This is a genomic window from Yimella sp. cx-51 (assembly GCF_017654605.1).
Lineage (GTDB): Bacteria > Actinomycetota > Actinomycetes > Actinomycetales > Dermatophilaceae > Yimella.
The window spans coordinates 2469774-2489700 of record NZ_CP072113.1 but is presented as its reverse complement, the minus strand read 5'-3'; the positions used below and the strand labels follow the sequence as shown (position 1 = coordinate 2489700).

The 19927-nt window shown below is 65.8% G+C and carries 29 protein-coding genes; 24 read left to right on the top strand and 5 right to left on the bottom strand.

The genetic code is table 11. The features are described 5' to 3' along the window. The first annotated feature begins 41 nt into the window (after window positions 1-41). Window positions 42-875 (top strand): pyruvate, water dikinase regulatory protein, encoded by an 834-nt coding sequence (locus tag J5M86_RS11865; RefSeq protein ID WP_188059231.1) that lies wholly within the window; start codon window positions 42-44, stop codon window positions 873-875. A gap of 35 nt (window positions 876-910) precedes the next feature. Further along, the gene (gene ppsA / locus J5M86_RS11860; protein WP_188059232.1) at window positions 911-3286 is read left to right on the top strand and encodes a phosphoenolpyruvate synthase; all 2376 of its coding nucleotides are present in this window, start codon (window positions 911-913) and stop codon (window positions 3284-3286) included. Between the two features lie 62 nt (window positions 3287-3348). On the opposite strand, the gene J5M86_RS11855 is transcribed toward ppsA, so the two are convergent. Genes J5M86_RS11855 through J5M86_RS11835 form a run of 5 tightly spaced genes read right to left on the bottom strand, consistent with a single transcriptional unit; the run spans window position 3349 to window position 8079 of the window. Further along, window positions 3349-4560: an MFS transporter gene (locus J5M86_RS11855; protein ID WP_208965023.1), complete on the bottom strand. Its 1212-nt coding sequence runs from the start codon at window positions 4558-4560 to the stop codon at window positions 3349-3351. A 51-nt stretch (window positions 4561-4611) separates the two neighbouring features. Next, entirely contained in the window at window positions 4612-5328 is a 717-nt protein-coding gene (locus tag J5M86_RS11850) for an ABC transporter permease (protein WP_188059233.1), read from the bottom strand. Then, window positions 5325-6239 carry an ABC transporter ATP-binding protein gene (locus J5M86_RS11845; RefSeq protein ID WP_188059234.1) on the bottom strand — a complete coding sequence of 305 codons (915 nt, stop codon included), beginning with the start codon at window positions 6237-6239 and terminating at the stop codon, window positions 5325-5327. Before J5M86_RS11845 ends, J5M86_RS11850 begins: the two co-directional genes overlap by 4 nt. After that, window positions 6236-7168 (bottom strand): ABC transporter permease, encoded by a 933-nt coding sequence (locus J5M86_RS11840; protein ID WP_188059235.1) that lies wholly within the window; start codon window positions 7166-7168, stop codon window positions 6236-6238. The genes J5M86_RS11845 and J5M86_RS11840 overlap by 4 nt, the downstream gene beginning before the upstream one ends. Further along, on the bottom strand, window positions 7165-8079 hold the full coding sequence (locus J5M86_RS11835; protein ID WP_188059236.1) for an ABC transporter ATP-binding protein: 915 nt from the start codon (window positions 8077-8079) through the stop codon (window positions 7165-7167). The genes J5M86_RS11840 and J5M86_RS11835 overlap by 4 nt, the downstream gene beginning before the upstream one ends. 202 nt (window positions 8080-8281) lie before the next feature. On the opposite strand from J5M86_RS11835, the gene J5M86_RS11830 reads away from it, so the two are divergent. From J5M86_RS11830 to rplO, 22 genes are all read left to right on the top strand, one after another. Next, window positions 8282-9184, top strand: coding sequence for a hypothetical protein (locus tag J5M86_RS11830; RefSeq protein ID WP_188059237.1), 903 nt, complete (start codon window positions 8282-8284; stop codon window positions 9182-9184). Window positions 9185-9577: 393 nt separating this feature from the next. Then, window positions 9578-9886, top strand: a complete 309-nt coding sequence (rpsJ, locus tag J5M86_RS11825; protein WP_006946210.1) for a 30S ribosomal protein S10 — start codon at window positions 9578-9580, stop codon at window positions 9884-9886. Window positions 9887-9901: 15 nt separating this feature from the next. Next, complete coding sequence (rplC, locus tag J5M86_RS11820; protein ID WP_188059238.1) at window positions 9902-10570, top strand: 50S ribosomal protein L3; 669 nt, start codon at window positions 9902-9904, stop codon at window positions 10568-10570. A 5-nt stretch (window positions 10571-10575) separates the two neighbouring features. Beyond that, complete coding sequence (gene rplD, locus J5M86_RS11815; RefSeq protein WP_188059239.1) at window positions 10576-11571, top strand: 50S ribosomal protein L4; 996 nt, start codon at window positions 10576-10578, stop codon at window positions 11569-11571. Then, entirely contained in the window at window positions 11568-11876 is a 309-nt protein-coding gene (gene rplW, locus J5M86_RS11810) for a 50S ribosomal protein L23 (protein WP_188059240.1), read from the top strand. The genes rplD and rplW overlap by 4 nt, the downstream gene beginning before the upstream one ends. Window positions 11877-11901: 25 nt before the next feature. Then, window positions 11902-12738: a 50S ribosomal protein L2 gene (gene rplB / locus J5M86_RS11805; RefSeq protein WP_188059241.1), complete on the top strand. Its 837-nt coding sequence runs from the start codon at window positions 11902-11904 to the stop codon at window positions 12736-12738. A gap of 3 nt (window positions 12739-12741) precedes the next feature. Further along, complete coding sequence (gene rpsS, locus J5M86_RS11800; RefSeq protein WP_188059242.1) at window positions 12742-13023, top strand: 30S ribosomal protein S19; 282 nt, start codon at window positions 12742-12744, stop codon at window positions 13021-13023. Window positions 13024-13084: 61 nt separating this feature from the next. Next, complete coding sequence (gene rplV, locus J5M86_RS11795) at window positions 13085-13453, top strand: 50S ribosomal protein L22 (protein ID WP_188059243.1); 369 nt, start codon at window positions 13085-13087, stop codon at window positions 13451-13453. A gap of 3 nt (window positions 13454-13456) precedes the next feature. Continuing rightward, a complete protein-coding gene (gene rpsC / locus J5M86_RS11790) occupies window positions 13457-14299 on the top strand; it encodes a 30S ribosomal protein S3 (RefSeq protein ID WP_188059244.1) in 843 nt (280 codons plus the stop codon). After that, window positions 14299-14718: a 50S ribosomal protein L16 gene (gene rplP, locus J5M86_RS11785; protein ID WP_188059245.1), complete on the top strand. Its 420-nt coding sequence runs from the start codon at window positions 14299-14301 to the stop codon at window positions 14716-14718. The genes rpsC and rplP overlap by 1 nt, the downstream gene beginning before the upstream one ends. Next, entirely contained in the window at window positions 14718-14972 is a 255-nt protein-coding gene (rpmC, locus tag J5M86_RS11780) for a 50S ribosomal protein L29 (protein WP_188059246.1), read from the top strand. The genes rplP and rpmC overlap by 1 nt, the downstream gene beginning before the upstream one ends. Window positions 14973-14974: 2 nt before the next feature. After that, complete coding sequence (rpsQ, locus tag J5M86_RS11775; protein WP_188059247.1) at window positions 14975-15244, top strand: 30S ribosomal protein S17; 270 nt, start codon at window positions 14975-14977, stop codon at window positions 15242-15244. Window positions 15245-15506: 262 nt separating this feature from the next. After that, window positions 15507-15875, top strand: coding sequence for a 50S ribosomal protein L14 (gene rplN, locus J5M86_RS11770; protein WP_188059248.1), 369 nt, complete (start codon window positions 15507-15509; stop codon window positions 15873-15875). 4 nt (window positions 15876-15879) lie between these two features. Next, on the top strand, window positions 15880-16221 hold the full coding sequence (gene rplX / locus J5M86_RS11765; RefSeq protein WP_208965022.1) for a 50S ribosomal protein L24: 342 nt from the start codon (window positions 15880-15882) through the stop codon (window positions 16219-16221). Continuing rightward, window positions 16221-16793, top strand: coding sequence for a 50S ribosomal protein L5 (gene rplE, locus J5M86_RS11760; protein ID WP_188059249.1), 573 nt, complete (start codon window positions 16221-16223; stop codon window positions 16791-16793). The genes rplX and rplE overlap by 1 nt, the downstream gene beginning before the upstream one ends. A 1-nt stretch (window position 16794) precedes the next feature. After that, window positions 16795-16980 carry a type Z 30S ribosomal protein S14 gene (locus J5M86_RS11755; RefSeq protein ID WP_188059250.1) on the top strand — a complete coding sequence of 62 codons (186 nt, stop codon included), beginning with the start codon at window positions 16795-16797 and terminating at the stop codon, window positions 16978-16980. 146 nt (window positions 16981-17126) lie between these two features. Next, window positions 17127-17525 carry a 30S ribosomal protein S8 gene (gene rpsH, locus J5M86_RS11750; protein ID WP_188059251.1) on the top strand — a complete coding sequence of 133 codons (399 nt, stop codon included), beginning with the start codon at window positions 17127-17129 and terminating at the stop codon, window positions 17523-17525. Window positions 17526-17550: 25 nt separating this feature from the next. Continuing rightward, window positions 17551-18090 carry a 50S ribosomal protein L6 gene (gene rplF / locus J5M86_RS11745; RefSeq protein ID WP_188059252.1) on the top strand — a complete coding sequence of 180 codons (540 nt, stop codon included), beginning with the start codon at window positions 17551-17553 and terminating at the stop codon, window positions 18088-18090. A gap of 3 nt (window positions 18091-18093) precedes the next feature. Next, window positions 18094-18474 carry a 50S ribosomal protein L18 gene (rplR, locus tag J5M86_RS11740; protein WP_188059253.1) on the top strand — a complete coding sequence of 127 codons (381 nt, stop codon included), beginning with the start codon at window positions 18094-18096 and terminating at the stop codon, window positions 18472-18474. Between the two features lie 34 nt (window positions 18475-18508). Then, window positions 18509-19177 carry a 30S ribosomal protein S5 gene (gene rpsE / locus J5M86_RS11735; protein WP_188059254.1) on the top strand — a complete coding sequence of 223 codons (669 nt, stop codon included), beginning with the start codon at window positions 18509-18511 and terminating at the stop codon, window positions 19175-19177. Beyond that, on the top strand, window positions 19177-19359 hold the full coding sequence (gene rpmD, locus J5M86_RS11730; RefSeq protein WP_188059255.1) for a 50S ribosomal protein L30: 183 nt from the start codon (window positions 19177-19179) through the stop codon (window positions 19357-19359). Before rpsE ends, rpmD begins: the two co-directional genes overlap by 1 nt. Then, complete coding sequence (rplO, locus tag J5M86_RS11725) at window positions 19359-19820, top strand: 50S ribosomal protein L15 (protein ID WP_188059256.1); 462 nt, start codon at window positions 19359-19361, stop codon at window positions 19818-19820. Before rpmD ends, rplO begins: the two co-directional genes overlap by 1 nt. Window positions 19821-19927: the final 107 nt, after the last annotated feature.

Sequence of the window (19927 nt, the reverse complement as noted above, 5' to 3'; positions counted from 1 at the left end):
CGGGTGACCCACGCAACAGGGCGTGTGGGACAGTTGCGCCTATGAGTCTCGCGGAGCGCGCCGAGCCAACCCCGGCGTACTTTCTCGCCGGTGGCACCGGCATTTCCGCGGAAACTCTGGGAAACATGATCCTGCGGCAGTTCCCGGACGTGCGTTTCGTGCGGCAGAAGATTCCGTTCATCACCTCGGTCGACGGAGCCCGCGAGGTCGTCGAGATGCTCGACGCGGCCAAGACCGAGAGCGTTACTCCGCTGGTTTTCTCCACCGTCGCCGACGAGGCGATCCGGGCCGAGCTGATGCGCACCCAGTGCGCTTTCATCGACCTCTTCGGTTCGCAGTTGGACGTGGTGGAGGAGGCCCTGCACCGCGAGGCGGCACACAAGGGCGGTTCGGCCCACGCGGTGCGCGACCAGACCTCCTACGACTCCCGCATGCAGGCGGTCGAGTACGCCATCGAGCACGATGACGGCGCCAGCTTCCGAGCGATAGAGAAGGCCGAGGTGATCCTGCTGGCCCCCTCGCGGTGCGGCAAGACGCCGACGACGATGTACCTCGCCCTGCAGCACAGTGTGTTCGTCGCCAACTATCCGCTGGTGCCCGAAGATCTCGAGTCGAGCAAGCTGCCCAGGCCCATTGCGCCTTACGCCGACAAGTGTTTCGGCCTGGTGTCGACGGCGGCCCGCCTTTCCCAGGTGCGCAACGAGCGTCGTCCGGGCAGCACCTACGCCTCGCAGGCCCAGTGCCTCTACGAACTGCGGCGGGCGGAGGCTATGTTCCGCCAGCACCGCATCCCGTTCATCAACTCCTCGGCGATGTCGATCGAGGAGATGGCGGCCGTGATCATGCAGACCCTGAAATTGAACCGAGCACACTGATCCGCACCGTCCGCGGCCCTTCCGGAAGGACCTCCATGAGCAGCAACATCGAGTGGTACGAGAACCTCGGTATGCACGACGTCGAGCTCGTCGGAGGCAAGAACGCCTCCCTCGGCGAAATGGTGCAACACCTGTCGAAGGCAGGAGTGCGAGTGCCCAGTGGCTTCGCCACCACCGCCGACGCGTACCGCCGGTTCCTCATCGAGTCGGGCCTCGCCGAGCGCATCGACGGCATGCTCACCACCCTCGACGTCGATGATGTGCGTGAGCTGGCCCGGGTCGGTGCCGAGATCCGTGCAGCCGTCGAGAACCAGCCCTTCCCGGCCGACCTCGAGGCCGAGATCCGCGAGGCCTACGACAAGCTCGCGGGCGAACACGGGGACGAGGTGAGCTGGGCGGTGCGCTCCAGCGCCACCGCTGAAGACCTGCCGGACGCCTCCTTCGCCGGGCAGCAGGAGACCTTCCTCAACATCCACGGCATCGACAACATCCTGCACGCCATCAAGTTGGTCTTCGCCTCGCTCTACAACGACCGCGCGATCGCCTACCGGGTGCACAACAACTTCGAGCACTCCGTCGTCGCGCTCTCGGCGGGCATCCAGAAGATGGTTCGCTCCGACATCGGCTCCTCCGGTGTGATGTTCACGATCGACACCGAGTCGGGCTTCAAGGACACCGTCTTCATCACCTCGTCCTACGGATTGGGTGAGGCAGTGGTGCAGGGCGCGGTCAACCCCGACGAGTTCTACGTCTACAAGCCGGCGCTCGCTGCTGGCAAGCCGTCGATCCTCAAGCGCGGCATCGGCGGCAAGGCGATCAAGATGGTCTACACCGAGGACAAGTCGGTGGGACGCACGATCGAGACGGTCGATGTCGATCCGGCGGACAGCGCGCGGTTCAGCATCACAGATGCCGATGTCGAGGAGTTGGCGCGGCACGCGGTGAAGATCGAGGAGCACTACGGCCGCCCGATGGACATCGAGTGGGTCAAGGACGGTCTCGACGGTCTGATCTACGTGGTGCAGGCCCGCCCCGAGACGGTGAAGTCTCGCGAATCCGGTTCTGTGCTCGAGCGATTCACCATGAAGGACCGCGGCCCGGTGCTCATCGAGGGCCGCGCCATCGGCCAGAAGATCGGTGCTGGCGCGGTGCGCAGCCTGACGTCGATCGACGACATGGCGCAGTTCGTGGCCGGAGAGGTGCTCGTCGCCGACATGACCGACCCCGACTGGGAGCCGATCATGAAGAAGGCGAGTGCCATCGTCACCAACCGTGGTGGCCGCACTTGCCACGCCGCGATCATCGCCCGTGAGCTCGGCATCCCGGCCGTCGTCGGCACCGGCGACGCCACCCGTTCGCTGACCGACGGTCAGGAAGTCACCGTTTCCTGCGCCGAGGGCGACACCGGGTACATCTACGACGGCATGGTCGACTTCGAGGTCACCACGACCGCGCTCGACCAGATGCCGCAGCTCCCGGTGAAACTGATGATGAACGTGGGTACGCCCGACCAGGCGTTCGAATTCTCGCGGCTGCCGAACAAGGGCATTGGCCTGGCCCGGTTGGAGTTCATCATCAACCGGCAGATCGGTATTCATCCCAAGGCGCTGCTGGAAATCGACGATCAGGAGCCGGAGATCAAGGCGGCCATCGAGGAGCAGATCGCGGCGTACGACAGCCCGCGCGACTTCTTCGTCAAGCGCGTTGCCGAGGGCGTTTCGATGCTGGCGGCGGCGTTTGCTCCCGAGCCGGTCATCGTCCGGATGTCCGACTTCAAGTCGAACGAGTACGCCAACCTGCTCGGCGGCGAGCGCTACGAGCCGCACGAGGAGAACCCGATGATCGGCTACCGCGGTGCGTCGCGGTACCTCTCGCCCGACTTCGTCGACTGCTTCGCGATGGAGTGCGAGGCGATGCGCATCGTGCGTGAGGACATGGGCCTGACCAACCTCAAGATCATGATCCCGTTCGTGCGTACGATCGCCGAGGCCGAAGGGGTCATCGACCTGCTCGGACAGCACGGCCTGAAGCGCGGCGAGAACGGCCTCGAAGTGATCATGATGTGCGAGGTGCCGTCCAACGCGGTCATCGCCGACCAGTTCCTCGAGCACTTCGACGGGTTCTCCATCGGGTCGAACGACATGACCCAGCTGACCCTCGGCCTCGACCGTGACTCGGCCCTGGTGGCCGGCTCGTTCGACGAGCGGGACGACGCGGTCAAGGCGATGCTCTCGATGGCGATCAAGGCCTGCCGTGATCGCGGCAAGTACGTCGGCATCTGCGGGCAGGGTCCGTCCGACCACCCCGACCTGGCTGAATGGTTGCTCGACCAGGGCATCGAGTCGATGTCGCTCAACCCCGACACCGTCGTCGAAACCTGGTTGGCGCTCGCCAAGCACGCCAACGCCTGACCACCCGCGACCAACAATCGCGCCCATCCTGATCGGGATGGGCGCGATTGTCGTGGGCCCGGTCAGTGCAGGGTGTCTTCCAGCATCCGCGGACGTGAGGCCTGCAGACCGGCGAACAGCATCACCACGAGCGTGGTGGCCAGGAATCCGAAGGACGCGGTCCAGCCACCGAAGGCGTCATGCAGCAGCCCGAAGACGACCGGTCCGAGGCACGCGAGCGTGTATCCGACACCCTGGCTGAAACCTGACAGGGCGGCCGAACCGGCGGCGGTACGCGTCCGCAGGTTGATGAGGGTGAGTGCGAGCGGGAAGGTGGTGGGCCCGAGCCCACAAGCGATGACCCAGATCGGCGTGGCGGTCTGCGGCGCCCAGAGCAGTCCGGCATATCCGATGACGAACATCGCCACTGATCCGATCACGACGACGGCCGGGTTGGGCAGTCGTGCGGCCAGCTGCGGCGCGATCATCGCCGACACCAGTCCCATACCGGCGAACAGTGACACCATCACCCCGCCGTACGCGGCGTCACGGCCGGCGGAGGTGAGGATCTTCGGCAGCCAGGTGAAGAGCGCGTAGGTGTTGAGCGAGGTCATCGCGAACATCAGCGCCAGAGACCACGCGACCGGCGATCGCCAGATCCTGCCGGTCGGCGTCGCAGCGTTCGCCGGCACGTCGTGGGGGTCTTTGCGGCCGGAGCGCAGAATGAGCAACAGCCACGGGATGACCGCTGCAGCCGATGCAATCGCCCAGACTCCCAACGAGATTCGCCAGCCGTGAGCATTCGCCAGAGGCACTGCGACCAGCGGCGGCACCAGCGTCCCCAACTGCAGCACGGTGATGTACGCAGTGCTGAGGGTTGCGACCCGAGCCGGGAAGAAGCGTTGGATCACCGGGGGAATGACGACATTACCGATGCCCATCCCGGCCAGCGCGCACGAAGAGGTGAGCAGCAGCACCGCGACGTTGTCGGCGAGGCTGCGCGTGACCAGACCGGCGGTGGCCAGCACCATCGATGCCAGCGCCATGTGTTCCAGGCCGAAGCGTCGCACCAAGGCGGGCGTGAGGATGCCGAACGCAGCGAACATCGCCGTGGGCACCATCCCGAGCACGCCCGCGACTGCCGGCCCGAAGCCGATCGCGCCCGACACCTCGTCCAGTAGGGGCGTGATCGAGGTGACGGCGGTGCGCAGCGAGAAAGCCGAGAGCACAACGCCGAGCAGCAGGAGGCCGGCGGCCGAGGCGGGTAGAGGACGATCAACGCGCTGGGAAGTCACTCACCCCATCATGCTCCCGAGATGCATGTCACACAGAAGCGAGTCCGGCTCTCAGACCTCGGAGATCGTGGTGGACGCGAGCCGTCGGCCGGCCGCGAACACCCCACCCACGAGGCACACGACGCCAGCCAGCGCGGCGAACCAGGTGGGCACCTTGAGCGCGAACTCGAGGTCAGCCAACTGGGTCAGCACCGATGCGCCCCAGGCCTGGGCAGAGGTCCACTTGATGGCCGGAATCAGCCCGGAAAGCGTGAGCTCCCAGAGCAGCCAGTACAGCAGGCAGCCGACGATCGAGCGTTTGAGGAAGGTTGCGAGAACCGCGAAGATCCCGACGTACGCGGCCCCGCTCACCAGCGTGCCCGCGCCTGCCGACAGCCACAGATTGTCACGCGTGCCGACCAGGACCAGCGCGGCGATCATCATCGGCAGCACGACCAGTCCGACCACGGCCAGCAGCACCACGCTCGCCTTGCTCATCACCACCCCGAGCCGGGAGACCGGTTTGGTCAGTAGGTAGATGATCGAGCCGTCGTCGAACTCGGAGCTGATGAGCGTGCTCGTCGCCACCAGGGTCACGATCGGTAACACGATGCCGATACCGAGCGTCCCCAGGAGGTCGCCCGCCTCGGCGGTGTCGATCGGGTCGGACGAGGCGACATGTCGCAGCCCGGACACCGCGATCAGCAGCAGTGGCAGCGCCAGGAGCGCGATCACGCGAGGGCGCCCGAACAGCGAGCGCAGACCGAGTTTGATGATCGGGGCGTTCATCGGCCCACCAGGTAACTGAACACGCTCTCCAACGATTCGTCGGTCGGGGTGAGTTCGAAGATGCGGATGTCGTTGCTCGCTGCGAGTCTGGGGATCAGCCGAGCGAAGGTGCCGTAGTCGTCCGCTTCCACTTCCAGTGCGTTCGCCATGCGCAGGCGTACGCCGCGCACGGACGTGTCGCGCAGGAGCAGCGCCGCCAGCGCCCGATCGTCCGAACTACGGATGACGTACTTGTTCGGACGGTCGGTCATGAGCCGGCGGATCTGGCTGAAATCACCCGATGCGGCATGGCGTCCGGCGACGACCACTTCCACCTGGCGGGCCAGTTGCTCGACCTCCTCCAGGATGTGCGAGCTGAAGACGATCGTGCGGCCTTGGTCGGCGAAACCGGCCAGCAGCGACATCATCGACCGGCGCTGCACCGGGTCCATACCGTTGAACGGCTCGTCCAGCAGGAGCACCTGCGGGTCGTGCACCAACGCCGACGCCACCTTGATGCGCTGCCGCATGCCCTTGCTGTAGGTGGAGATCTTGCGGTCTGCGGCGTCGGCCAGATCCACCAGTCCGATCGCGTGGGCGGTCGCACCCTTGGCGTCGGTGAGTCGGTGCAGATCTGCGTTGAGCCGCACGAACTGCCGCCCGGTCAAGAAGTCGTAGAGGCTCTCCTGCACCGGCACCAGGCCGATGCGACGGTAGACCTCGACGTCGCCGCGCACGGCCGCGCCGTCGAGGGTGACCGTGCCCGCCGAGGGCGCGAGCAGCCCGGCCATCATCGACAGCAGTGTCGACTTCCCGGCGCCGTTGGGCCCGAGCAGGCCGGTGATTCCCGGACCCACCGACATCGTGACGCCGTTGACCGCGACGACATTGCCGTACCACCGGGAGACGTCGTTGAGCAGCAGCTCACTCACAGCTGCACCGCCTTGCGCAGACGAGCCACCAGGGCGAGCGCCGGGACGATGATCCACGCCAGACAGATGCCGGCATAGGCGATCGTGCCTGCCGTGCCCGGGCGTACCAGCGGTTCGATCGGCATCGGCTGGCCGGAGATGCCCCCGACGAGCTCGGCCACGGCCGTGAACGGACTGAATGCCGCAGCAACCAGGGTGACCTCGCGGTTGCCGCCGGCGTACGCCACACCGAGCACCGCGGTGACCACGCCCGAGGAGATCATCAGGACGACGATCACGGCGGCGACCGCCAACCCCGCCCGAGTGGTGAGCGCGCTGATCAGACAGCTGACCGTGGTGAGGATGAGCGAGAGCAGGAAGACCCCGGCCACGGCCGTGAAGAAGTTCTTGGTGTGCTGACCGCTGTCGAGCGAGGAGGTCAGCGCGACGCCGTACCAGATCGCCAACGGCGTCAGGATGAGAACGTAGATCGCGGTAGCCAGTGCCGCCAGTCGCATCAGCACGTACATACCGCGCGAGAGCGGACGCGCGAAATACAGCACGATGCTGCGGTAACGCAGATCGCGGGCGAAGAGCACCGGGGCTTGCGTCGCGACGAAGACCGTGATCGGCAGCTGCATCCAGTAGGGGAAGCCGTAATAGCTCGACAGCGGCCCGAAAAGATCGGCCTGCTCCGAGAGCGACATCCGGTCGAGCTGCACGATGATCCCGGCCAGCACGAGCGCCGGCACCATGAGAACGGTGAACACCAGGATCGGCACGACCTTCGCCTTGCCGGTACGTCCGATGCCGAAGACATTCTTCAACGAGGTCAGGTAGAGCGACCAGGCGATCGCACCGGTCGACCCGCGCCGCCCGGTGAACGGCCGATAGCCGATGTCGTGGATGACGCCGCGGCGCGGTCGCTGTTCGACGGGGGACTGGCTCATCGGGCACCTGCCTGCGCAAAAACTTCTTCCAGGGTGTGGTGTACCTCTTGCACCCGCACCAGACCGAGATCGAGGCTGACCGCGGCGTCCCTGATCACGTCCAACGTCTCGGGCGTCTGCACCTGCACGCGCACCTTGTCGCCCTGCGGCCAGGCCTTGAGCCCGTGATCGATGAGGCGTTGGCCGAACTGACGATCCGAGCCCGGTGGGCCGAGCACCTCCACCAATACATCGCCGGTGGTGTGGGTGAGTTCGGCGGTGCTGGAGGAGCGCAACAGGTGGCCGGCGTCGATGACGACGATGTGGTCGGCGGTGCGTTCCAACTCCCCGAGCAGGTGGCTGGTGACCGCGACGGAGATGCCGAAGTCGTGACCGATCTTGTCGATGAGGCCGAGCATGTCGTCCCGTGCGCTCGGATCGAGGCCGTTCGTCGGCTCGTCGAGCAGCACCAGCTTCGGATCGTGGACGATCGCTTGGGCGAGCTTGGCCCGCTGCGCCATACCCGTGGAGTAGCCGCCCATCGGACGATGCCGCTCCTCCGCCAACCCCACGTGACGCAGGACGTCCGAGGTGCGCTCGCGGGCGGCGGTGAGCGGAAGACCCGACATCATCGCCATGTGCAGCACGAAATCGGCAGCGCTTGTGTCGGCCGGCAGGCAGTCGTGTTCGGGCATGTAACCGACGAGTTCGCGGATCTGCGCGCCCTGCGTCGCCGGATCCATCCCCAGGACGCGGGCCTGGCCGCTGGTGGGCGGCAGCAGTCCGAGCAGCACCTTGATCAACGTCGATTTACCGGCGCCGTTGACGCCGATGATGCCGGTGATGCCGTCCGGGATGCTGACCGTGAGGTCGTCCAAGGCGCGCACGCGCGGATATTGGACGACCAGGTTGTGTGTGTCGACGACCCCCATGGGGTCGAGCGTAAGTCGCACATCGGTTCGTCCTTGGCACAAACGCGCGGGCTGTCGAGAAACGCCCACGTCATGATGCGGGCGTTTCTCGATAACCCGCGCGTTCGGAGTGTGAGTTCCACAGGAGGCTTTAGCGGCGCCGATCTCCACAGGTCGGTCTCGGCAGCGAGCGCTTGAGCGCACACGTGCGGATCCTCGGTGTGTGGATGACCTCATCGAATGGAACCAAGCGCTCAGGGCCGGCTTCAGCGAGCATGACGTCCGCACTCGCGTGGCTGCCGGCGACTGGGTACCGCTCATGCGCGGCTGGTACGCGATGCGTGCGCCTCAGGATGAGAAGGACCTGCATCTAATGCGCCTCACCGCCGTCTTACGGGCCAATGGAAGCCGGCTGGTCGCGAGCCATTCGTCAGCAGCCTTGCATTGGGGGCTGCCGATGCACGACGTCGACCTGTCCACCGTCCACGTGACCTTTCGGAAGTCTGACCGCCGCTCCAAGCGCCGCACTCGACTCCATATGCACGCCTGCCCGCGCCGCGCGTTCGAACCTGTCGACAATGCGGAGCACCCCGCTATCGCGACCCTTCAACTGGCCTCGCTCTCGTTCGAAGCGGGACTGGTCGCCGTCGATGAGGCGTTACGCAGGGGACTCGTCGATTCGGAGCAGCTGCATCGCGCCGAGTCGGTAATGGGGCGCTGTCGCTCCGTCGAGAGCATTCGACAGGTGGTGAGCCAGGCAGACGGACGACATGAATCACCGGGGGAGACGCTGACCGCATTTCAGCTCAGGCTCGCCGGTATAGAAGTGGAGCCGCAATTCGTCATCCCGGGTACGGAGCGGTGGACGCAGTCGCGCCACGGCTACCGAGCCGACTTCCGCGTCAAGGGGGAACGCGTCTTGATCGAGTTCGACGGCCGGAGCAAATACGGCCGCGGTGTAGACGTCTGGCAGGAGAAGCAGCGCGAGGATCGCATCCGCAGCCTCGACTGGGGGTTCGTCCGACCGATCTGGCGCGACCTGCTCGGTGTCGGCCGCCTCGCGAGCATGGTGCGGGAGGCCGTCGCGTACAAACGCGCCGGTTATCGAGAAACGCCCGCCTCATGACGTGGGCGTTTCTCGATAACCCGCGCGAATGAGCCGTGAGACAGCACACCTCCAGCGGATTTGTCGTGATCCGCCGTGCGTGGCACACTAGACAAGTTGCTCGTCGCGTGATGGCGCATCTGTTCGGCCGGTTCTCCGGACGAAGTGCGGCACCACCGTCGGCCACGTCAAGGCGAAAAGGACCGGAATTCCGGGCCGAGTCGGACGTGAACGGCACGCGCGAGCCCCGGCCCGTACGGACCGGCCCCACCCCGCCACTGGTGAAAAGGTGCGCACTGTGCTGCGAAGCAGGTGCGACACACCCGACCGCGGGGGTCGGAGCCGGAACCCGAAAGGGACGGCCATTGACAGTAGTAATAGAAGTAAGTACGGCGAGAGAGAGACGCGACAAAGATGGCGGGACAAAAGATCCGCATCCGGCTTAAGTCGTATGACCACGAGGTCATCGACAGCTCGGCGCGCAAGATTGTCGACACGGTGACGCGTGCCGGCGCAACGGTGGTTGGCCCCGTGCCGCTCCCGACGGAGAAGAACGTCTTCTGCGTCATCCGTTCGCCGCACAAGTACAAGGACAGCCGCGAGCACTTCGAGATGCGTACGCACAAGCGGCTCATCGACATCGTTGACCCGACGCCGAAGGCCGTCGACTCGCTCATGCGACTCGACCTCCCGGCTGACGTCAACATCGAGATCAAGCTCTGAAAGGGGGAGTGACTCATGACCCACACGACTGAGCGCTCCGTCAAGGGCGTTCTCGGCGAGAAGCTCGGCATGACCCAGGTCTGGGACGAGGACAACCGTCTGGTTCCCGTCACTGTCATCCAGGCCGGCCCGTGCGTCGTCACGCAGGTGCGTGGCGAAGAGGGCGACGGCTACCACGCGGTGCAGATCGCGTTCGGTGCCATCGACCCCCGCAAGGTCAACAAGCCGATGACCGGTCACTTCGAGAAGGCCGGCGTCACGCCGCGCCGTCACCTCGTCGAGATCCGCACCACCGACGCGGGCGACTACTCGCTCGGCCAGGAGATCACCGTGGAGGCCTTCGAGGTCGGCCAGGAGATCGACGTCGTCGGTCGCACCAAGGGCAAGGGCTTTGCCGGCGTCATGAAGCGTCACGGCTTCCACGGCGTCAGCTCCTCGCACGGTGCACACAAGAACCACCGCAAGCCGGGTTCGATCGGCGGCTGCGCCACCCCGGGTCGCGTCTTCAAGGGTATGAAGATGGCCGGCCGGATGGGCGGCGTTCGCCAGACCACCCAGAACCTCACGATCCACGCCGTGGACGCCGACAAGGGTCTGCTGCTCGTCAAGGGTGCCGTTCCCGGTCCCCGTGGCGGCGTCGTCCTGGTCCGCACGGCGGCCAAGTCGAACCAGAAGGACGCGTGAAGCCGATGACTTCCGTTGACATCTTGAGCCCGTCGGGTTCGAAGTCGGGCTCCGTCGAGCTGCCGGCCGAGATCTTCGACGTGACCACCAACGTTCCGCTGATCCACCAGGTTGTCGTGGCGCAGCTCGCTGCTGCCCGCCAGGGCACGCACTCCACCAAGACCCGCGCCGAGGTGCGCGGTGGTGGACGCAAGCCGTACCGCCAGAAGGGCACCGGCCGCGCGCGCCAGGGTTCGACCCGTGCGCCGCAGTTCGCCGGCGGTGGCATCGTCCACGGCCCGCAGCCGCGTGACTACAGCCAGCGCACCCCCAAGAAGATGAAGGCTGCCGCCCTGCGCGGTGCCCTCTCCGACCGGGCGCGCCACGGCCGCATCCACGTGCTGACGTCCGTCGTCGAGGGCGAGACCCCGTCGACCAAGTCGGCCGCTGCGCTGCTCGCCGGTCTGTCCGACCGCAAGAACCTGCTGGTCGTGCTCGACCGCAGCGAAGAGGTCTCGACCCTCTCGGTGCGCAACCTGGCCGACGTCCACGTGCTGTGGGCCGACCAGCTCAACACCTACGACGTGCTCTGCGCTGACGACATCGTCTTCACCCAGGCCGCCCTCGAGGCATTCCTGGCCGGACGTAACCAGGCCGCGAAGCTGGAGAAGGCCGCTGCCCAGGCCGAGCCGAAGGCAGCGAAGGCTGACAAGCCCGCCAAGGCTGAGCCAAAGGCGACCGCTCCGGCGGCGCTGGTCGACGCCGACGCTGCTGGTGAGGCGACCGACGGTGGTTTCGGTGCCGACTCGGCCGCTCCGCTGGAGGACGGCGCTTCGCCCGACCCGGCCAAGTTCACGGTCAAGGGCAACAAGGACTCGATGAAGTACCACGTCGAGGGTTCGCGTTGGTATGACGCGACCGTCGCCGAGGTCTGGTTCACCACCGGTGAGGCTGCGGCTGCCGCAGGCTTCGAGCCGGCTGGTGGCGCCAAGGCTCAGCAGGTCAAGGAGGACGACAAGTGAGCAGCCAGTTCAACGTCGGCAAGGACCCGCGCGACATCCTGATCGCGCCGGTGCTGACCGAGAAGTCGTACAGCCTGCTGGACGAGGGTAAGTACACGTTCCTCGTGGACCCCCGCGCCAACAAGACCGAGATCAAGGTGGCCGTCGAGAAGATCTTCGACGTCAAGGTCGACTCGGTCCACACGCTGAACCGTCAGGGCAAGACCCGCCGCACCCGCTTCGGGATGGGCAAGCGCAAGGACACCAAGCGCGCGATCATCTCCCTGCGTGAAGGCTCCATCGACATCTTCGGCTCGGCGAGCTGAACGACGGCGAGGACAAGGACAAACAATGGGTATCCGTAAGTACAAGCCGACGACGCCGGGACGGCGTGGCTCGAGCGTGGCCGACTTCGCTGAAGTCACCCGCTCGACCCCCGAGAAGTCCCTGGTGCGTCCGCTGCCGAAGACCGGTGGCCGTAACGCCTCGGGTCGCATCACGACGCGTCACATCGGTGGTGGCCACAAGCGCGCCTACCGTGTGATCGACTTCCGTCGCTCCGACAAGGACGGCGTGCCGGCGAAGGTCGCGCACATCGAGTACGACCCCAACCGCACCGCGCGTATCGCGCTGCTGCACTACGCGGACGGCGAGAAGCGTTACATCATCGCGCCGAACAAGCTGCGTCAGGGCGACTCGATCGAGAACGGTGTCGGCGCCGACATCAAGCCCGGCAACAACCTGCCGCTGCGCAACATCCCGACCGGTACCGTCGTCCACTGCATCGAGCTCCGGCCCGGTGGCGGTGCGAAGATCGCTCGCTCGGCCGGTTCGCGTGTGCAACTCGTTGCCAAGGACGGCCCTTACGCCCAGCTGCGTATGCCGTCCGGTGAGATCCGCAACGTCGACGCGCGCTGCCGCGCGACCGTCGGTGAGGTGGGCAACGCCGAGCAGAGCAACATCAACTGGGGCAAGGCCGGCCGCATGCGTTGGAAGGGCAAGCGCCCGACCGTTCGCGGTGTCGCCATGAACCCGGTCGACCACCCGCACGGTGGTGGTGAGGGCAAGACCTCCGGTGGTCGTAACCCTGTGTCGCCGTGGGGACAGAAGGAAGGCCGCACCCGGCGGCCGGGCAAGAGCAGCGACAAGATGATCGTCCGCCGCCGTCGTACTGGAAAGAAGCGCTAAGAGATGCCTCGTAGCCTGAAGAAGGGTCCCTTCGTCGACGACCACCTCGCCAAGAAGGTCGAGGTCCAGAACGAAGCCGGCACCAAGAACGTCATCAAGACCTGGTCGCGTCGTTCGATGATCACCCCGGAGATGCTCGGCCACACGCTGGCCGTGCACGACGGCCGCAAGCACGTCCCGGTCTTCGTGACCGAGTCGATGGTCGGCCACAAGCTGGGCGAGTTCGCCCCGACGCGCACCTTCAAGGGTCACGTCAAGGACGACAAGAAGGGCCGCCGCCGCTGACGCGGGGGCGAGACCTGGTGATCCCAGCATGACTGCAACTACCGAAAGCAAAGGACAGGCGATGGAAGCCAAGGCGCAGGCGCGGTTCGTCCGTGTGACGCCGATGAAGGCCCGCCGCGTCGTGGACCTCATCCGGGGCAAGAACGCCCAGGAGGCGATCAACGTGCTCACCTTCGCGCCGCAGAGCGCGAGCGAGCCGGTGCTGAAGGTGCTCCAGAGCGCCATCGCCAACGCCCGCGTGCAGGCTGACAAGCACTCGGTCGCGTTTGACGAGCGCACCCTCGTGGTGAGCTCGGCGTTCGTGGACGAGGGCCCGACCATGAAGCGGTTCCGCCCGCGGGCTCAGGGCCGCGCGAGCCGTATCAACAAGCGCACGAGCCACATCACCGTGTTCGTCGCACAGCCCGAGAAGAAGGACGGAGGCCGCTGAGACATGGGTCAAAAGATTCACCCGAACGGTTTCCGCCTCGGCATCACGACCGAGCACAACAGCCGTTGGTTCGCAGACAGCACCAAGCCGGGTCAGCGTTACGCCGACTACGTCAAGGAAGACGTCGCGATCCGCAAGCTGATGTCGCAGGGCATGGAGCGCGCCGGCATCTCCCACGTGGAGATCGAGCGCACCCGTGACCGCGTCCGCGTCGACATCCACACCGCTCGCCCGGGCATCGTCATCGGTCGCCGCGGCGCCGAGGCCGACCGCCTGCGCAGCTCGCTGGAGAAGTTGACCGGCAAGCAGGTGCAGCTGAACATCCTCGAGGTCAAGAACCCCGAGGCCAACGCTCAGCTGGTCGCCCAGGGCATCGCCGAGCAGCTTGCTGCTCGTGTGAACTTCCGTCGTGCGACGCGCAAGGGCATCCAGTCCGCGCAGCGCGCCGGTGCCAAGGGCATCAAGGTGATGGTCTCCGGTCGTCTGAACGGCGCCGAGATGAGCCGCACCGAGTTCTACCGTGAAGGTCGCGTCCCACTGCACACGCTGCGCGCGAACATCGACTACGGCTTCTACGAGGCTCGTACGACGTTCGGTCGCATCGGTGTCAAGGTCTGGATCTACAACGGTGACCTGACCGCCAAGGAGCTGGCTCGCGAGCAGGCTGCCGCCCCCTCGCGTCCGCAGCGTCGCGGCCGCGACGACCGTCCGGCACGCGGTGACCGCGGTGGACGTGGTGGCGCTCGTCGCGACCAGGCTCCCGTCGAGTCCACCGAGGCCCCTTCGGCCGAGCCGGTCGCCGAGACCGCAGCGGTGGCTCCGAGTACTGAGGGAGGCGACGCCTGATGTTGATTCCGCGTCGTGTGAAGCACCGTAAGCAGCACCACCCCGGCCGTCGCGGTATGGCCAAGGGCGGTACGCAGGTGACCTTCGGTGACTACGGCATCCAGGCTCTCGAGCCGGCCTACGTCACCAACCGCCAGATCGAGTCCGCTCGTATCGCGATGACCCGCTACATCAAGCGTGGCGGAAAGGTGTGGATCAACATCTACCCCGACCGTCCGCTGACCAAGAAGCCTGCCGAAACCCGCATGGGTTCGGGTAAGGGTTCGCCGGAGTGGTGGGTGGCCAACGTCAAGCCGGGTCGTGTGATGTTCGAACTGTCCGGTGTGTCCGAAGAAGTTGCTCGCGAGGCCCTGCGCCTGGCGATGCACAAGCTGCCGATGAAGTGCCGCTTCGTCGCACGTGAAGGTGGTGACTTCTGATGGCTCTTGGTTCCAAGGACCTCGCGCCGGCGAAGCTGCGCGAACTGGGCGACGACGAGCTCGTCGGTCAGCTCAAGGAAGCCAAGCAGGAGCTGTTCAACCTGCGATTCCAGTCGGCCACCGGTCAGCTGGAGAACAACTCGCGGCTGCGCGCCGTCCGCAAGGACATCGCACGGATCTACACCGAGATGCGTGAGCGCGAGCTCGGCATCGGCCGTGCAACCGAGTCCGCTACCGACGAGAAGGTGAGCTGAACATGACCGAGCAGACGGTAGCTCGCAACGACCGCAAGACCCGCCAGGGTTACGTGGTCAGCGACAAGATGGACAAGACCGTCGTGGTCGAGGTCGAGGACCGCGTCAAGCACGCCCTGTACGGCAAGGTCATGCGTAAGACCAGCCGCATCAAGGCGCACGACGAGGACAACTCGGCCGGCGTCGGCGACCGCGTCCTGATCATGGAGACCCGACCGCTGTCGGCGCAGAAGCGCTGGCGCATCGTCGAGATCCTCGAGAAGGCCAAGTGATCCGCTCGTCGTCGCACTTGGTGGTGGGTGTCACAACCCACCCCGCCGCGGCGGCGTGATTTGGAGCCGTACGGCGGTGGCCCCTAGACTGGGCTGTCGCCGTACGGCGCTCAAAACCTCTGAGTCCTCCAGCTCCGTGAATCTCACGGGGCTTCGGCATGGCCAGCGATGGCCAGTGGACCTGAGACGTACATGTATCCGTTCCGCAAGGCTCGCACCTCATCCGGTGGCAGAGAACCAGTGAGACGACAGGAGAAGAACTGTGATCCAGCAGGAGTCGCGACTGAAGGTCGCCGACAACACCGGTGCGAAGGAAATCCTTTGCATCCGTGTGCTCGGTGGCTCGGGTCGTCGCTACGCCAGCATCGGTGACACCATCGTGGCGACCGTCAAGGACGCCATCCCCGGTGGCAACGTCAAGAAGGGCGATATCGTCAAGGCGGTCATCGTCCGCACCCGCAAGGAGCGTCGTCGTCCGGACGGCAGCTACATCCGCTTCGATGAGAACGCTGCGGTGATCCTCAAGAACGACGGTGACCCCCGTGGCACCCGCATCTTCGGCCCCGTGGGCCGTGAGCTGCGCGACAAGCGCTTCATGAAGATCATCTCGCTCGCACCCGAGGTGATCTGAGGCCATGGCGAAGATGAAGATCAAGAAGAACGACCTGGTTCAGGTCATCAGCGGGCCCGACAAGGGCAAGCAGGGCAAGGTCATCTCGGTCAACACCGAGACCGGTCGTGTGGTCGTCGAGGGCGTCAACCGCGTCACCAAGCACCTGCGCGCCGGCCAGCCGGGCCAGGCCAGCGGTGGCATCCAGGTCGTCGAGGCGCCGATCCACGTGTCCAACGTGCAGATCGTCGACCCCGAGACCGGTAAGCCGACCCGCATCAAGACGCGCGTCGAGACCGTTGAGCGTGACGGTCGTTCCAAGACCGTCCGGACCCGAGTGTCCGTTCGCTCGGGTAAGGACCTGTGATGACTGAGACCGCTACCAAGCAGACGGCAGCGCCGCGCCTCAAGCAGCGCTACCAGGACGAGATCAAGCAGGCACTGCTGGCGCAGTTCGAGTTCTCGAACGTCATGCAGGTGCCGACGGTGACCAAGGTCGTCGTCAACATGGGTGTCGGCGACGCAGCCCGTGACAGCAAGCTGATTGAGGGCGCCATCCGCGACCTCTCGGCCATCACCGGTCAGCAGCCGGCTGTCACCAAGGCGCGCAAGTCGATCGCCCAGTTCAAGCTGCGTGAGGGCATGCCGATCGGTGCGCACACCACGCTGCGCGGCGACCGCATGTGGGAGTTCCTGGACCGCCTGGTCTCGGTGGCTCTGCCCCGTATCCGCGACTTCCGTGGCCTGTCGCCGAAGCAGTTCGACGGCAACGGCAACTACACCTTCGGTCTGACCGAGCAGTCGATGTTCCACGAGATCGATCAGGACAAGATCGACCGCGTGCGTGGCATGGACATCACGGTCGTGACCACGGCTGCCAACGATGACGAGGGTCGCGCGCTGCTTCGCCAGCTGGGCTTCCCGTTCAAGGAGAAGTGACATGGCGAAGAAGGCCCTGATCAACAAGGCGAACGCCAAGCCGAAGTTCGCGGTGCGCGGTTACACCCGCTGCAACCGTTGCGGTCGTCCGCACTCGGTCTACCGCAAGTTCGGCCTGTGCCGTATCTGCCTGCGCGAGATGGCGCACCGCGGCGAACTGCCCGGCGTCACCAAGTCAAGCTGGTGACCCCCGTCGGGCGGTGCGATGCACATGCAGATGCACCGCTTCGACGAACCAGCTCACACACTCACTGAAGTTACAAAGATCTACACCGAAGGTCGGCCGCGAATCCTCGCGTCTGAAACCCCGGTGAGGGAGGGCGGGACAGCCCAATGACCATGACCGACCCGATTGCGGACATGCTGACCCGAGTCCGGAACGCCAACACGGCGCACCACGACTCGACGTCGATGCCGTATTCGAAGCTCAAGTCTCACATTGCTGAGATCCTGAAGTCCGAGGGATACATCGCGGACTTCCGGGTTGAGGACGCAACGGTGGGCAAGACCCTGATCATCGACCTCAAGTACGGCCCCAACCGGGAGCGCTCGATCGCCGGCGTTCGCCGCGTCAGCAAGCCCGGTCTGCGCGTGTACGCCAAGTCCACCAACCTGCCGCGCGTGCTCGGTGGCCTGGGGGTCGCGATCCTTTCCACGTCGTCCGGCTTGTTGACCGACAAGCAGGCCGCTTCCAAGGGTGTAGGCGGGGAAGTCCTCGCTTACGTCTGGTAATCCGGGAACAAAGGAGGAATAGACAATGTCTCGTATTGGACGTCTTCCGGTTCCGGTGCCGAGCGGTGTCGACGTGACCATCGACGGTCAGGACGTCGCGGTGAAGGGCCCCAAGGGCTCGCTCGCCCTGACGGTCCCGAGCCCGATCAGCGTTGCCAAGGCAGAGGACGGCACCGTCGAGGTGACCCGCCCCAGCGACGACCGTGACGCTCGTTCGCGCCACGGCCTGACCCGCAGCCTGATCAACAACATGGTCATCGGTGTCACCGAGGGCTACACCAAGAAGCTCGAGATCCACGGCACCGGTTACCGCGTGACCGCCAAGGGCTCCGACCTGGAGTTCGCTCTCGGCTACAGCCACCCGATCCTGGTGAAGGCGCCCGAGGGCATCACCTTCGCCGTCGAGAACCCCACCCGGTTCTCGGTCAGTGGCATCGACAAGCAGCTGGTCGGCGAGATCGCAGCCAACATCCGCAAGCTGCGCAAGCCCGACCCGTACAAGGCCAAGGGCGTGCGCTACGAGGGTGAGCACATCCGCCGCAAGGTCGGAAAGGCCGGTAAGTAAGCCATGGCAAACGCACGAATCGTCAAGCGCTCGAACAGCAAGGCTGCTGCTCGTAACCGCCGTCACTTCCGACTGCGCAAGCGCGTCTCGGGTACGACTGCGCGTCCGCGCATGGTCGTCAACCGCAGCTCGCGTCACGTCTTCGTCCAGATCGTCGACGACACCCAGAGCAAGACGCTGGTGTCGGCCTCGACCATGGAAGCCGACCTGCGCTCCTTCGAGGGTGACAAGACTGCCAAGGCGAAGAAGGTCGGCGAACTGCTGGCTGCTCGCGCCAAGGACGCCGGCATTGAGGCCGTCGTCTTCGACCGCGGTGGTAACCGGTACGCCGGTCGTGTCGCCGCCATCGCCGATGGCGCCCGTGAGGGTGGCCTGACGCTCTGATGATGACCAACACTGCTGAGATGAGGAACCACTGATGGCTGGACCCCAGCGTCGAGGTGCCGCTGGCTCCGCCCAGGGCGGCCCCGAGAACAGCGACAACAACAACGACCGTCGCGGCCGCGGCGGCCGTGACGGCGGACGCGACAACCGTCGTAACAACCAGAACGACGAGCGCAACCAGTACCTGGAGCGCGTCGTCACGATCAACCGTGTGGCCAAGGTCGTGCAGGGTGGTCGCCGGTTCAGCTTCACCGCGCTCGTCGTGGTCGGAGACGGACAGGGCACCGTCGGCGTCGGCTACGGCAAGGCCAAGGAAGTGCCGGCCGCGATCGCCAAGGCCGTCGAGGAAGCGAAGAAGAACTTCTTCCGCGTCCCGATGATCGGTGGCACCATCCCGCACCCGATCCAGGGTGAGGCTGCTGCAGGCGTCGTCCTGCTGCGCCCGGCCGCTGCCGGTACCGGTGTCATCGCCGGTGGTCCGGTGCGCGCCGTGCTGGAGTGCGCAGGCATCCACGACGTGCTGTCCAAGTCGCTCGGCTCGGACAACGCGATCAACATCGTGCACGCCACCGCTGCAGCCCTCAAGGGCCTGGAGCGTCCGGAGGCCGTCGCGGCTCGCCGCGGTCTACCGCTGGATGCTGTCGCTCCGGTCGCTATGCAGCGCGCCATGGCCGCTGCGGCGTCCGAGAAGGCAGGTGCCTGATGGCAACGCTGAAGGTGACCCAGGTCAAGTCGGAGATCGGTAACAAGCCGAAGGCGCGCGAGACCCTGCGTTCGCTGGGCCTCAAGCGCATCGGCCACACCGTCGAGCAGGAGGACCGCCCGGAGATCCGGGGCATGGTCCGTGCGGTTCGCCACCTGGTGACCGTTGAGGAGATTGACTGATGGTTGACAACGAGAAGACGCACGCACTCAAGGTGCACCACCTGCGTCCTGCTCCTGGTGCCAAGACCGCCAAGACCCGCGTTGGTCGTGGTGAGGGCTCCAAGGGTAAGACCGCTGGTCGCGGTACCAAGGGCACGGGCGCTCGGTACCAGGTGCCGGAGCGTTTCGAAGGTGGTCAGACGCCGCTGCACATGCGTCTGCCCAAGATGCGCGGGTTCAAGAACCCGTTCAAGGTGACCTACCAGGTCGTCAACCTCGACAAGATCTCGGCGCTCTTCCCCGAAGGCGGCGCTGTGTCGGTCGAAGACCTCGTGGCCAAGGGCGCGGTCCGCAAGGGCCAGCCGGTCAAGGTTCTCGGCACCGGCGAGATCACCGTCAAGGTCGACCTCACCGTGGAGAAGTTCTCGGCCTCGGCCAAGGACAAGATCGAAGCCGCCGGCGGCTCGATCACCCAGGCGTGAGCCTGACGCAACACTGAACGCCGCCTCAGGGCGTGCGGTCCCCCCGGGGAACCACACGTGCTGGGGCGGCGTTGTTGCGAGGTAAAGTTTCTGAACACGTGGCTACG

Excerpts from the sequence above, each read along its gene's own strand:
- J5M86_RS11865 (WP_188059231.1), top strand. The coding sequence starts at position 42 with ATGAGTCTCGCGGAGCGCGCCGAGCCAACCCCGGCGTACTTTCTCGCC.
- ppsA (WP_188059232.1), top strand. The coding sequence starts at position 911 with ATGAGCAGCAACATCGAGTGGTACGAGAACCTCGGTATGCACGACGTC.
- J5M86_RS11850 (WP_188059233.1), bottom strand. The coding sequence starts at position 5,328 with ATGAACGCCCCGATCATCAAACTCGGTCTGCGCTCGCTGTTCGGGCGC.
- J5M86_RS11840 (WP_188059235.1), bottom strand. The coding sequence starts at position 7,168 with ATGAGCCAGTCCCCCGTCGAACAGCGACCGCGCCGCGGCGTCATCCAC.
- J5M86_RS11835 (WP_188059236.1), bottom strand. The coding sequence starts at position 8,079 with ATGGGGGTCGTCGACACACACAACCTGGTCGTCCAATATCCGCGCGTG.
- rpsJ (WP_006946210.1), top strand. The coding sequence starts at position 9,578 with ATGGCGGGACAAAAGATCCGCATCCGGCTTAAGTCGTATGACCACGAG.
- rplC (WP_188059238.1), top strand. The coding sequence starts at position 9,902 with ATGACCCACACGACTGAGCGCTCCGTCAAGGGCGTTCTCGGCGAGAAG.
- rplD (WP_188059239.1), top strand. The coding sequence starts at position 10,576 with ATGACTTCCGTTGACATCTTGAGCCCGTCGGGTTCGAAGTCGGGCTCC.
- rplB (WP_188059241.1), top strand. The coding sequence starts at position 11,902 with ATGGGTATCCGTAAGTACAAGCCGACGACGCCGGGACGGCGTGGCTCG.
- rpsS (WP_188059242.1), top strand. The coding sequence starts at position 12,742 with ATGCCTCGTAGCCTGAAGAAGGGTCCCTTCGTCGACGACCACCTCGCC.
- rplV (WP_188059243.1), top strand. The coding sequence starts at position 13,085 with ATGGAAGCCAAGGCGCAGGCGCGGTTCGTCCGTGTGACGCCGATGAAG.
- rpsC (WP_188059244.1), top strand. The coding sequence starts at position 13,457 with ATGGGTCAAAAGATTCACCCGAACGGTTTCCGCCTCGGCATCACGACC.
- rplP (WP_188059245.1), top strand. The coding sequence starts at position 14,299 with ATGTTGATTCCGCGTCGTGTGAAGCACCGTAAGCAGCACCACCCCGGC.
- rpmC (WP_188059246.1), top strand. The coding sequence starts at position 14,718 with ATGGCTCTTGGTTCCAAGGACCTCGCGCCGGCGAAGCTGCGCGAACTG.
- rpsQ (WP_188059247.1), top strand. The coding sequence starts at position 14,975 with ATGACCGAGCAGACGGTAGCTCGCAACGACCGCAAGACCCGCCAGGGT.
- rplX (WP_208965022.1), top strand. The coding sequence starts at position 15,880 with ATGGCGAAGATGAAGATCAAGAAGAACGACCTGGTTCAGGTCATCAGC.
- rplE (WP_188059249.1), top strand. The coding sequence starts at position 16,221 with ATGACTGAGACCGCTACCAAGCAGACGGCAGCGCCGCGCCTCAAGCAG.
- J5M86_RS11755 (WP_188059250.1), top strand. The coding sequence starts at position 16,795 with ATGGCGAAGAAGGCCCTGATCAACAAGGCGAACGCCAAGCCGAAGTTC.
- rpsH (WP_188059251.1), top strand. The coding sequence starts at position 17,127 with ATGACCATGACCGACCCGATTGCGGACATGCTGACCCGAGTCCGGAAC.
- rplF (WP_188059252.1), top strand. The coding sequence starts at position 17,551 with ATGTCTCGTATTGGACGTCTTCCGGTTCCGGTGCCGAGCGGTGTCGAC.
- rplR (WP_188059253.1), top strand. The coding sequence starts at position 18,094 with ATGGCAAACGCACGAATCGTCAAGCGCTCGAACAGCAAGGCTGCTGCT.
- rpsE (WP_188059254.1), top strand. The coding sequence starts at position 18,509 with ATGGCTGGACCCCAGCGTCGAGGTGCCGCTGGCTCCGCCCAGGGCGGC.
- rpmD (WP_188059255.1), top strand. The coding sequence starts at position 19,177 with ATGGCAACGCTGAAGGTGACCCAGGTCAAGTCGGAGATCGGTAACAAG.
- rplO (WP_188059256.1), top strand. The coding sequence starts at position 19,359 with ATGGTTGACAACGAGAAGACGCACGCACTCAAGGTGCACCACCTGCGT.